The organism is Rhodanobacter lycopersici (assembly GCF_040812335.1).
Classification (GTDB): Bacteria; Pseudomonadota; Gammaproteobacteria; order Xanthomonadales; family Rhodanobacteraceae; genus Rhodanobacter_A; species Rhodanobacter_A lycopersici.
The window spans coordinates 347,023-358,831 of record NZ_JBFOHK010000002.1 but is presented as its reverse complement, the minus strand read 5'-3'; the positions used below and the strand labels follow the sequence as shown (position 1 = coordinate 358,831).

General features: G+C 66.3%; 7 protein-coding genes and 1 tRNA gene. 1 reads left to right on the top strand and 7 read right to left on the bottom strand.

Translation table 11 applies throughout. From position 1 onward, the window contains the following. Positions 1-54: 54 nt before the first annotated feature. From xylA to ABQJ54_RS08535, 4 genes are all read right to left on the bottom strand, one after another. Positions 55-1,395 (bottom strand): xylose isomerase, encoded by a 1,341-nt coding sequence (gene xylA, locus ABQJ54_RS08550; protein WP_367853873.1) that lies wholly within the window; start codon positions 1,393-1,395, stop codon positions 55-57. Positions 1,396-1,449: 54 nt separating this feature from the next. Then, entirely contained in the window at positions 1,450-2,964 is a 1,515-nt protein-coding gene (gene xylB, locus ABQJ54_RS08545; protein ID WP_367853872.1) for a xylulokinase, read from the bottom strand. Positions 2,965-3,191: 227 nt separating this feature from the next. Then, a tRNA-Arg gene (locus ABQJ54_RS08540) sits at positions 3,192-3,268 on the bottom strand. Between the two features lie 172 nt (positions 3,269-3,440). Next, entirely contained in the window at positions 3,441-5,342 is a 1,902-nt protein-coding gene (locus tag ABQJ54_RS08535; protein ID WP_367853871.1) for a M61 family metallopeptidase, read from the bottom strand. A gap of 263 nt (positions 5,343-5,605) precedes the next feature. Between ABQJ54_RS08535 and ABQJ54_RS08530 the strand changes: the two genes are divergently transcribed. Next, positions 5,606-6,205 carry an outer membrane protein gene (locus tag ABQJ54_RS08530; RefSeq protein ID WP_367853870.1) on the top strand — a complete coding sequence of 200 codons (600 nt, stop codon included), beginning with the start codon at positions 5,606-5,608 and terminating at the stop codon, positions 6,203-6,205. Positions 6,206-6,280: 75 nt separating this feature from the next. Here the strand turns inward: ABQJ54_RS08530 and ABQJ54_RS08525 are convergent, their stop codons facing one another. The 3 genes from ABQJ54_RS08525 to ABQJ54_RS08515 all read right to left on the bottom strand — a co-directional run bounded on the left by ABQJ54_RS08525 (position 6,281) and on the right by ABQJ54_RS08515 (position 11,789). Beyond that, positions 6,281-8,206 carry a M61 family metallopeptidase gene (locus ABQJ54_RS08525; RefSeq protein ID WP_367853869.1) on the bottom strand — a complete coding sequence of 642 codons (1,926 nt, stop codon included), beginning with the start codon at positions 8,204-8,206 and terminating at the stop codon, positions 6,281-6,283. A gap of 339 nt (positions 8,207-8,545) precedes the next feature. Then, positions 8,546-10,357 (bottom strand): LTA synthase family protein, encoded by a 1,812-nt coding sequence (locus ABQJ54_RS08520; RefSeq protein WP_367853868.1) that lies wholly within the window; start codon positions 10,355-10,357, stop codon positions 8,546-8,548. A 418-nt stretch (positions 10,358-10,775) separates the two neighbouring features. Continuing rightward, positions 10,776-11,789 (bottom strand): DUF3667 domain-containing protein, encoded by a 1,014-nt coding sequence (locus tag ABQJ54_RS08515; protein ID WP_367853867.1) that lies wholly within the window; start codon positions 11,787-11,789, stop codon positions 10,776-10,778. Positions 11,790-11,809 lie beyond the last annotated feature (20 nt).

Sequence of the window (11,809 nt, the reverse complement as noted above, 5' to 3'; positions counted from 1 at the left end):
GGCAACCCGGGCGATGCGCCACGCATCCGACATGGAAGCGCGGCGCATCCGCCGTCAACGCATCAGGTACTGGTTGACCAGGTTCTCGTAGCGCTCCTGCTTGCCGCTCGCCTGGACCGGCTCGCCGCCGGCGGCCGCGAGGTCGCGCAACGCGGCCAGGCCCAGCTTGCCCTGCGCGAAGCTCTGTCCCGGCCCCTGGTCGAAACTGGCATAGCGCTCGGCGCGCATGCGCTCCCACGGCGAGGCCGTCAACAGTGCATGCGCCACTTCCAGTCCACGCGCGAAGCTGTCCATGCCGCCGACGTGGGCAAGGAACAGGTCGTCGCGGTCGGTGGACTCGCGGCGCACCTTGGCGTCGAAGTTCAGCCCGCCCGGTGCCAGGCCGCCCTGGCGCAGCACCACCAGCATCGCGCCCACGGTGTCGTACAGGTCGCTGGGGAACTGGTCGGTGTCCCAGCCGTTCTGCGCGTTGCCGCGGTTGGCGTCGATGCTGCCGAGCAGGCCGTGGTTGGAGGCCATCTGCAGGTCGTGCTCGAAGGTATGGCCGGAGAGCGTGGCGTGGTTGGCCTCGATGTTGAGCTTGAAATCCCGGTCCAGGCCGTGCTGCTTCAGGAAGCCGATCACGGTCGAAGAATCGAAGTCGTACTGGTGCTTCATCGGCTCCATCGGCTTGGGCTCGATCAGGAAATTGCCCTTGAAGCCGATGCTGCGGCCATGGTCGCGCGCGGCGGCGAGGAAACGCGCGAAGTGCTCGAGCTCGCGCTTGGTATCGGTGTTGTGCAGCGTGGAATAGCCCTCGCGGCCACCCCAGAACACGTAGCTGCCGCCGCCCAGCTCGACGGTGGCCTCCAGCGCGGCCTTGACCTGCGCCGCGGCGCGCGCCACCACCGCGAAATCCGGATTGGTCGCGGCACCGTTCATGTAGCGCGGGTGGCTGAACAGGTTCGCCGTGCCCCATAGCAGCTTCATGCCGGTGGCCTGCTGGCGCTCCTTGGCCAGCGCCACCATGTGCTTGAGGTTCTTCTCGTACTCGGCCACGTCGTCGGCATCCGGCGCCATGTCGATGTCGTGGAAGCAGTAGTACGGCGCGCCGAGCTTGGTGAAGAACTCGAACGCGGCATCGAGCTTGTCCTCGGCGCGGCCCAGCGGCGTGCTCGCCGCGGTGTCCCACGGATAGGCGCGGGTGCCCGGGCCGAACGGGTCGTGGCCGGCGTTGCAGAAGCTGTGCCAGTAGCACACCGCGAAACGCAGGTGCTCGGCCATGGTCTTGTCGCCGACCTTCTTGCCGGCGTCGTAGTGCTTGAACGCCAGCGGGTTGTCCGACTCGCGGCCTTCGTAGGGGATGCGGCCGATGCCGGGGAAGTATTCGCGTTTGCCGATGAAGGGAGCGCTCATGGGTTCGGTTCCTTGGTTGGTCTGCAGAGGGTGGCGTCGGATCCGGCCGTGGTCTCAGGCGCTGTTGGCGGCGGACTGGTTCGCGTGGGCGGTCACGGCCGCTTCCAGGTGGTGCAGGAAGCGGCCGTAGTGACTTCGGTAGACCGCCGCGGCGTCGGTGCCGGGATAGGTCGAGCGCTCCGGCGCAAGGCGCACGTGCTCGCGCGCGATGGCGGCCAGTTCCGTGCGGCCGCCGTGGGCATGGTCGAGCGCCCACAGGGCCTGCAGTGCCGCGCCGAAGGCGGCGCCTTCGGCCTGTGCGGGCACGTCCACCGGCAGCCCGAACACGTCCGCCACCATCTGCCGCCACGCGGCGCTGTGGCTGCCGCCGCCGGTGAGGCGGATGGCATCGAAGCGCAGGCCGGCGGCCTGCCAGGCGTCGTAGCCATGCCGCAGCGCGTAGGTGGCGCCTTCCATCGCGGCGCGGTAGAGGTTGCCGCGGGTGAGGTTGCCCGCGTCCATGCCGTGCAGGCTGGCGCGTGCGTGCGGCAGGTCGGGCGTGCGCTCGCCGTTGAAGAACGGCAGCAGGGTCAGCCCGCCGGCGCCCGGCCGGGTGTCCGCCATCACCGTATCGCCTTCGCGGCTGTCGAAGCCCAGCGCGCGCGCCACGTTCTCCGTGGCCACGGTGCAGTTCATCGTGCAGATCAGCGGCAGCCAGCCACCGGTGGAGGAACAGAACGCGGCCCAGCGGCCGGCATCGTCCACCACCGGGCGGTCGGCATAGGCGAACAACGTGCCCGAGGTGCCCAGGCTCATGCTCAGCACGCCGGGGACGACGTTGCCGGTGCCGATCGCCGCCATCATGTTGTCACCGCCGCCGGCCGACACCCGCACCGTGCGCGGCAAGCCGAGCTCGTCGGCGATCGCCGGGGCGATGGAAAAACTCGTGTCCGCCTCGACCAGCGGCGGCAGGCAGGCGGCCAGTTCGCGCTCGCCGTCGGTCGCGGCCAGCAGCGGCGCCGACCAGCGCCGCCCACGCACGTCCAACCAGCCGGTGCCGGAGGCGTCGCCGCACTCCATCCAGCGCTCGCCGGTGAGCCAGAAGTTCACGTAGTCGTGCGGCAGCAGGATGCTCGCCAGTTGCCGGTAGACCTCCGGCCGGTGGCGCCGCGTCCACGGCAGCTTCGAGGCCGTGTAGCCGGCCAGGATGGGGTTGCCCGCCAGCGCCACACAGCCTTGCGCGCCACCCGCCGCCGCCATGATCTCGTCGCATTCGCGCTGCGTGCTGGTGTCGCACCACAACTTGGCCGGCGCCAGCACGCGGCCGGCGGCATCCAGCGGCACGAAGCCGTGCTGTTGCCCCGACACGCCGATCGCGGCGACCCGCACGCGCAGTGCCGGCTCCAGCTCCGCGAAGCAGGCACGGATCGCATCCAGCCACCAGCCGGCCTCCTGCTCGCGGCTGCCGTCGTCGCCCGCGCTCAGTTCGAGCGGACGGCCATGCGTGGCGACGACTTCATGCGTCACGAAGTCGTACGCCACGAGCTTCGCGCTCTGAGTGCCTACATCGAGTCCGACGACCAAGCTCATGCGTATCCTGCACCAATGAGTGTTAGCGCTAACATACACCTAATCAAAAAAATGCCAACCTGGCAAGAACGATTTTCGTGATCTTCCGCGAAGGCGACACGGGGACTGCCTGAGACTGTACTCGCGCCCGCGCGAATTGCCATGCCGCAACGCAAAAAATCCCTCGTGGTGCAGGGCCACGGCAGAAATGTGCCGGTTACTCGATCACGCGACGTCTGGTCGATGGATGGCGCGCCCGGAGGGATTCGAACCCCCGACCAATGGCTTCGGAAGCCACTACTCTATCCGGCTGAGCTACGGGCGCGTGGTGTTGCGGAACTGCGCGCGGGTCGTTGCGATCCGCGGCGGACGGGCAGTATAGCCGAGATGCCGGGGATCGCCCACGCGAGGCGACCCGGGTCTGCGTGGGTGGCTGACGCAAGAGCCGCCCCCTCACCCCAACCCTCTCCCCAAAGGGGAGAGGGAGGAAACCGCGATCAGCGGGCCTTGAACAGCGCGGTCAGCGTGTCGGGCTTGCTGGTGTCGCGCACCAGGTGCGGGTACTTCAGGCCATCGTGATAGTCGATGTTGATGGTCTTGTACTGGTCGAAGTCTTTCACCAGCAACTGGATCTGCTGGCTCTTGTCCTTCGCGGCGGCGGTGACGGCGTCCTTCAGCGCATCGGGATCGTAGTCGCGACCGTTGACAGCGACGACGGTCATGCTGGGTGCGAGGCCAGCCTTGAACGCGGGGCCGTCCCACAGCACGTCGCCGATCTGGCCGCCCTTGCCCACCGACAGGCCCAGCGAGTAGGTGAGGTCGGCGAAGTGGCGACGCGCTTCGATCGCCTTCACCGCGGCACTGGGCTTGTCGGTGTAGACGAGCTTCCAGCCGTGTGCTTCGAAGCCACCGATCAGCGGGCCGTGGCCATCGAGACGATCGCGCAGGTACTTCGCCCAGCCGTAGGGCTGGATGTCGTTGAGCGTCTTCACCACGTCGTCGAAGGTGTAGGTGTTGGTGACGAAGCTGCCGTTGTCCATGCCGAAGAAGGCCTTGGCGAAGTCGTCGATGCTCTTCTTGCCGTGGCTGAGCTCGCGCAGCTTGCCGTCCACGTCCAGCCAGATCAGCTGGCCCGCGCTGTAGTAGTCCTCGCTGCTCTGGTAGTTGCGGTAGGGCAGCGGCGCACGCTGGGCGATGATGGGGTCGTTGGTGGTGTCCTGCACGTTGCGCCACGAGGCGAGGCCGGGGCGGCCCTTGTCGTAGGTGGCGGCCACGTAGGCCCACATGTCGTGCGCCTGCTCGTCGTTCCACAGGCCGGCGCGCGAGGCCATCACCTGGCCCCAGAACTGGGTCTGGCCTTCGTACACCCACAGCAGCGAGTCCTGCATCGGCACGTTGAAGTTGGGCGTCCACAGGTCGGCAGGACGACGGTACTTGCCGTCCCACGAGTGGTTGTACTCGTGCGAGAACAGGTCGCGGCCCAGCGCGTTCTTGTCCCACGCGGTGAAGAAGTCGGCACTCGTGCCGTCTTCGCTGGACTGGTGATGCTCGAGACCTTCGCCGCCCATCTTGTCGCTGAGCGAGACGAGGAAATCGTAGTGGTCGTAGTGATGCGCGCCGTACAGCTTGTACATCTGCTGCACGAGGTTGTGGAACGGCTTTTCCTGCTCCGGCTTGATCTCGAGATCCTTCGGGTCGTCGGCCACGATGTCCATGTGCACGGCGGCCTTGGCGCCCGGATCAAGGTCGAGGCGCTTGAAGTATTTGCCGGCATAGATCGGCGAATCCACCAGGGTGTTGAAGGTGGTGGTCTTGAAGTGCACGGTGGCGCCGTCGCGCGAGGCTGTTTCCAGCGCCGTGCCGAACTGCCAGCCGGCGGGGAACTTGGCGCTGGCATCGACCTTGATCTGGCGCGTGTAATAGCCGGCCGGGTACACCGCGTTGGCATTCCACTGCAGGTCGAGCATTTCCGGCGTCATCACCACGCGACCCTCGCGGGGGTTCTGCGGCGTGAGGTACTGGAAGTCCACTTCGACATTGCTCGCGCCCTGCGGCACGTCGACGTGGAAGGCGTAGACGTTGAGCGGGTCGCGCACCCACGGAATCACCTGGCCGTTGGCCTTCACCACCAGGCCGGCGAACTTGTCGATGGGGCCGCTGGGCGAGTGGTTGCCGGGCAACCACTGCGGGTAGAGCAGGGTCAGCGCGCCGGCCTGCGCCGGGATCACTTCATGCACGCGGAAGACGCGGTGCGCGAGATCGGTAGCGTCCACGCTGATCTGCAGCGTGCCCGGGTAAGTCACGTCCTTGGGCGGCGGTACGTCATCGGCGAGTACGTTGAGGCTGACCAGGCCGATGGCAGCGGCGACGACGGCGGAGGCAAGACGTGTGGCTTTCAATGGATTCTCCCTTGGGCAACGGCCGCGCGGAACGTGTGGCGCGGACATGAAACCCGGATGCTAGACCTGCCGCGCGGCATGCTCCCCTGCCAGAGGTCACGCCCGTGCGCGACATATCGAGCTGAACGAAGGCCGTGCTGGATTGTTAAGCGAAAGCCTGGTGCAAGACTGCGCCGCCACCGTCGACGCCTTCGCGTATCCCCGCGCGATGCACCACGGGTTCCCCTGCCCGTGGCGAACAACAAAAAGATGTGGAGTCCCCCATGAACAAGCTACTCGTCACCACCGCCATCGCCGCCCTGCTCGCCTCCCCGCTGGCCGCGCGCGCGGACGACAACAACAGCAACGGCAACACCAACCCGCTGGACAACTTCTACGTCGCCGGCAATCTGGGCCAGACCCAGTACCGCGCCGACTTCAGCCACGACAACAGCGTGTTCCAGAACGTGCGTTTCGGCTGGCGCTGGAACGGCTACGTCGGCCCGGAAATCGGCTACGTCTACCTCGGCCGTCCGAAGACTGTCAGCAACGGCGTCGAGAACAACCTCAAGTCGCGCGCCGCCACCGTGGGCGTGAATGGCAAGTACGACTTCGGCAGCAGCGACTGGTTCGCCACCGCCCATGCCGGCTACATGCGCTCGACGAGCTACATGGGCGAGAGCGTCGGCAGCGATGATGCGGCGCGCAGCAAGAGCTGGAACAACGGCTGGTACGCCGGCGCCGGCGTGGGCTACAACCTCACCCGGAACGTGAGCCTCGCCGTCAACTACGACAACTACCGCCTGCTGTACGGCCGTCGCGGCGACGGCCAGAGCCACCTCAACGTGGCGGCGTTCTCGGGTTCGGTCGAGTATCGCTTCTGAGCAAGCCTGCACGACATCCGTGCATGCGCAACGGCCGCCCTCGGGCGGCCGTTGTCGTTGGAGTTGGCGATGCCGTCACTTGCGCGGCGCGATGATCGCACCGAGCAGATCCTTGCCGTCGGCGCGCACCAGGTGCGGGTAGCGCAGGCCGCCGTGGTAGTCGACCTTCGCCGTGCTGTACACGTCGACGTTCTTCACCAGCAGCTCGATTGGCGCGCTGCCGTCCTTGGCTGCGGTGATTGCATCCTTCAGCGCGTCAGGCGAATAGTCCTTGCCGTTCACCGCCACGATGGTGAGGCCTGGCACGAGTCCGGCCTTGAACGCCGGACCGTTCCACTGCACGTCATAGATGTTGCCGCTCTTCGACGCGGACAGGCCGATCGAGGCGGCGAGGTCGACGCCGTGGCGGAGACCCTCCATCGCCTTGGTCTGCGCGTTCGGCTTGTCGGTGTAGACCAGCTTCCAGCCGCCGCTCGCGATGCCGTGCTCGGGGAGTTCCGGGCCGGTGTAGTCCAGCCGTGCGCGCAGGAATTTCGCCCAGTCGAACGGCTGCACCTGGTTCAGCGTGTTCACCACGTCGTCGAAGGTGTAGGTCTTGGTGACGTAGCTGCCGTTGTCCATGCCGTAGAAGGCGTGCGCGAAGTCGTCCAGCGAGTGCTTGCCGCCGGACAGTTCGCGGATCTTGGTGTCCACGTCCAGCCATAGCAGCTGGCCTTCCGGATAGAAGTCGGTGCCGCGGCGCCAGTTGCCCCAGCCGCCGCCGCCGTAATAGGTGAGCGGCGCGGCATCGGCGGTGTCCTGCAGCGAACGCCAGGCGCGACCGGTGCGTTCGCTCATCGATGCGTCGATGTCCGCCATCGTGTCGCGGAACTGCTCGGGCGTCCACAGGCCGGCGCGTGCGGTGAGCACGCTGCACCAGTAGTCGGTGAGGCCCTCGTAGACCCACAGCAGATCGTCCTGCATCTTCACGTTGAAGTTCGGCGTCCACAGGTCGGCCGGACGGCGGAACTTGCCGTTCCACGAGTGCACGAATTCGTGCGGCATCAGGCTGGCCGCCAGCGTGTGCATGTCGTCGTTGGTGAAGAAGTCGGCCGGCAGGCGGTCGTCGCTGGACTGGTGGTGCTCCAGGCCGAAGTGGCCGGTGTGGTCGGACAGCGTGAGCAGGAAATCGTAGTGGTCGTAGTGGTGCGCGCCGAACAACAGGTTGGTCTGCTTCACCACCGCGCGCTGCTGCTCCAGCTGTTTGTCGGTGAGCTCCACGTCCTTCGCGCCATCGCCCACCACGTTGAGGTGCACCGGCACCTTCGCGCCCGGGGCCAGATCCACGCGATTGAAGTATTCGCCCGCGATCAGCGGCGAATCCACGAAGTTGTTGAAGCTCACCGGTTTGAACTGCACGGTGCCGCCATTCTGGCTGGCCACCTGCAGCGCGGTGCCGAACTTCCAGCCGGCAGGCAACTGCACGGTGGGTTGGATCTGGATCTGGCGCGAGTAGTAGCCGGCCGGATAGAACGCCACCTGGTTGAACTCGATGTCCACCAGGTTCGGCGTGGACGAGGCGCTCGCGCCGAACAGGCTGCCCTCGCCATCACCCGGCGAGAGGAACTGGAACGAGAGGTCGAGCTGGCTCGCGTCCGCCGGCACGTCGAGATGGATCGCGTACATGTCGCGCAGGTCGCGGCGCCATGCCAGTTGCTTGCCATTTGCGGTGACGATCAGCCCTGCCACGTTCTGGATCGGGCCCGACGGCGCGTGCTCGCCGGGAATCCACTCCGGATACAGCAGGGTGAACTGTCCCGGCTTCACCGGAATGGTTTCGTGCACGCGGAACATCCGCTTCGCTGCGTCGGTGAGGTCCACGTTCACCGTGAGCATGCCGGCATACGGCTGGTCGAGCGGTGCGGCACGGTGGGCATCCTGCGCCGTGGCGGCGACGGACAGCGAAAGTGCCCCGACCACCGCGGCGGCGATCAGGCTGGAACGGAAGGGATGACGATTCACGGGGAGCTCCGGGCAGGCACCGGCCCGCGCGGAAGCCGCGCTGCCGGCAGGAACGCGTCGTTCGTCGTGATGGCGAGCGGCGGGTGACCGGGCGATGGTAAGGCGAAGCCTGCAATGCTCCACCCTGCCAGAGGTCACCCCGGCGAACTTGCGCCGTCTCGCATGATTTTGCGCAGGCGATATCCGTCGAGAGACGTGCCGCCTCGAAGAACAGCGGCACGCGATGGCGCATCCACGGAGAACAAGGCCGGTCTGCCGTGTTTGCAACCGTTTCGCGATTGCGGCATGCATGTACCGCCCCATGATCCATGCCGCCTTCCGGCCGCTGGCGCAATCACATCAGGGTTTGCCCTCGCCGCATCGGCCCGCCGCATCCAGCTTGCGCCGGCAGCTCACCTCCAGCCGCGCGCCATTGAACTCCACCTGACCGTACTCCGGGCCATGCCGGTAATGATCCTGCTCCCACGCCTGCCGAGCGACGGAGCTCAACGCGAGATAACCATCTTCGGGCAATCCCGCCGTATCGAACAGCAAACCCGGCAGCTCATAGGAACTGAGGTTCATCGTGCGCGGGGTCAACGGGCGGTTCGACACCAGCAGGTAGCGCGTGTGTTCTTCCACTTCCGCACCGTCGTCATCGAAACCCAGATCCGCGAACGCATGCGGCAATGCGGGCAGGTGGTCGCCGTAGAACAGCAGCACGGTCCAGCGCGGCCGCGCCAGCAGGCGCTTTGCAAAGTCGCCCAGCGCGGCGTCGCCGTTGACCAGGTGCGACAGGTAATACGTCAACTCCTGGGTACCGGCCGCCGAAAGCCCCTGCGGCAAGGGGTGTCCATCCAGCACGTTGGCCAGCGCGCCCGCGTCGGAGTCCCAGGGACCATGGTTCTCCATCGTGATCACCATCGCGTATTGCGGGTCGTGTCGCGCATCGTCGAGATGCGCCAGCACGAAATCGAACAGCGCGTGGTCGGAGACGTATTTGCCTGCGCGCGCGGCCCCGGCGAAGGATCCCCGGTAATAGCTGTGCTGGAATCCGAGTTCGGGCATCACCTGCCGACGATTCCAGAAACTGCTGCGAAACGGATGGAACAGCGTCGTCGAATAGCCCAGCGCCTCCAGCCGGCGCGGCACGCTCGGCATCCACGCGCCGGCCAATCCGTAATACGGATAGACGATGGTGGGAAATGCCTCCATCGGATAGCCGGTGAGCGTTTCGAACTCCGTGCGGATGGTACCGCCGCCGTAGGTGGGCGTGGTCAGGCTGCCAGTGATGCCCGTGGCAGCCAGACGCCCGAAATTCGGCACGAATTGATCGAAGTCGACCCCCTTCAACACGCCGGGATCGAAGAACGCCTCGCTCTGCACCACCACGATATCCGGCAACTCGGCCGGCGGCTGGCGCTTCGTGCGTGCCTGCAGATCCTCGGCGTGGCGTGCGGCGAACTCTTCAACGAGTGATTGATCGGCCTTCGGCAGCGCGATGCGCACCCTCTGCGACATCCGCACCAACCCTGCCATGAAGCCGACATGCTGCACGTTGTCGATCGGGCTCCACAACTGGAAGCGAATCGACGTCTCGCCCGCGTAAGCCTCGTACCAGAAACCATTCCCGCGGTACAAGGTAATGATGGCCACCAGCGACAGCACGGCCAACGCCATGCGACTCGCCCGGCCCGGGCGACGCCAGCGGCGCTCCAGGCGCCAGGCGCCCCACAGCATCACGGCGAACCCGAGCGCCAACAGCAGCAAAGCAAGACGATGCCCGGCGTAATGCGCAAAGAAACCCATGTTGTGCAACACCTGATGCCAGAGCACCAGATCACCCGGCATCAGAGGTTCATTCAGATTGAACTCCTTGATCGCATTCACTTCGAACACGAGCCAGGTGAAGCCCGCACCCAGTAAAAGCGCCAGCAGCGCACGACCGCCCAATCCGTATATCAGCAGGATGAGCAAAAACACCGGCAGCGCATTGCGCCACAGCAGTGCCGTGTCAAACGCGCCGTGCAGCGCCGGATCCAGCCACCACACCAGGCCCACGCTCACCAATGCCATGATGAAAACCGCGCCTGAAACGACCACACCCCTCCGGGCGCACATGGCGCCGATGCGCCGCGCTGACAATGTCATCCTGCTCCCCTGATCAAACAACTCGTGTCGAGCTTACAAGAAGCTGCGCCGCCGGGGTTCACGCCTCATCATCGATTCCGCCGGACCTGGACCTGCACCGGCGCGCTCATCGCACCCGAAAAACCCGTATGCCGGTGCGTCAAGGTTTCCGCACCGCCAGCATCCCGTGACGACGCGACTGGCATGACGGCCGGCCCGCAATGATGTTCCGCCACGCCGTGCTCCGCACTACCACGTCGCACAAGGCCCTTGGCCGCTCGAAACCGCGGGTGGAAGGTGGCGCGGGCTGACTGTGTCGATGCTGCACCTGCAGCGTGGTCGACTATCGCTTCGAATGCACCAGCCGGCTGTGCCGCATGCCTCAGCCGAAATAGATCAGGCAGCCCGGCGCCATCCAGATCACGAAGCGCCCGAACGACTTTGTTTTGCGCCGGCGCGTTCAGTGCAGCGCATACACCGTCACGAAGAACAACAGCAGGCGATACAGCTCCAGCGACAGGTACAGGCCAGCCATCGTCCAGACACACAGGGCCGCGCTGCCAACCCACGTGAACCGGAAGTTGTTCCGCAGCGCGCAATAGACGTAGGCCAGGATCAGCAGGCCCAGCGCCGCGCTGCCATAGCGGTCGGTCTGCAGGAATGCCGGCAGCTCGCCCCGGGACCACAGCATCGCATTCGCCAAGCCCCTCCATGCCCAACCGAAGACCAGCAGGATCAACAGCAGCGCCGCCCAGGTGTGGGTCGCGAAAATGGAGAGCTCGGCCAGGCCACGCCGCCACGGCACCAGCGCAAGCCACAGCCAGCACGCCAGCATCGGCACCAGCGCGATTACGAGTGCGCGCGACAGGGCGTCGGTGCGCTCGTCGTAGCGCTTGCCATAGCCCTGCAGGGCCGCGAACACCTTGGCCTCCTGGGCAGGCACAGCGCCGCTCGCCGATGCCACGGCGGATGGCCGGGCGCTCTTGCGAGGGTTCAATGCAGAAGGATTCTCCGAGCGCCAGTAGGCGCCCGCCAGCCGGGTGCTCTCCGCGCCGGTGACGGGGGCACCGGCCACCTGACGCATGACCAGGGCCTGCTTGACCTCGGCGAGCGGACGTATCTCCAGCTGGGTATTCAACGACGTGTTGAAGGTCTGCAGGACCGCCAGCAGGAAATAGAGCAGATTCACCGCGAAGAACAGCGCCACCGGCCGCGTGTAGGGCACGCGCCGGCCGCGGAAATACTCGCGCGTCAGCTCGCCCGGCTTGAACAGCAGCGTGCGCAGCGAATTGAGCAGGCGGCCTTCGCCATGCGAGAACGCCTCGAACCACTCGCCCGCGACATGCCGCAACGTGTGTTCGTCCGGATGCAGGCGGCGCTCGCCGCACTGCATGCAATACTCGCCGCCCATCGGCGCACCGCAGTTTGCGCAGACCGCAGCGGATTCACCCGGCAAGTCCCCCGGCTTCTGCATGACATACCCCTTTCCCGGAT

What these genes read in the sequence shown, in the direction of transcription:
- ABQJ54_RS08515 (WP_367853867.1), bottom strand. Translation starts at nt 11,789, where the DNA reads ATGCAGAAGCCGGGGGACTTGCCGGGTGAATCCGCTGCGGTCTGCGCA.
- xylB (WP_367853872.1), bottom strand. Translation starts at nt 2,964, where the DNA reads ATGAGCTTGGTCGTCGGACTCGATGTAGGCACTCAGAGCGCGAAGCTC.
- ABQJ54_RS08530 (WP_367853870.1), top strand. Translation starts at nt 5,606, where the DNA reads ATGAACAAGCTACTCGTCACCACCGCCATCGCCGCCCTGCTCGCCTCC.
- xylA (WP_367853873.1), bottom strand. Translation starts at nt 1,395, where the DNA reads ATGAGCGCTCCCTTCATCGGCAAACGCGAATACTTCCCCGGCATCGGC.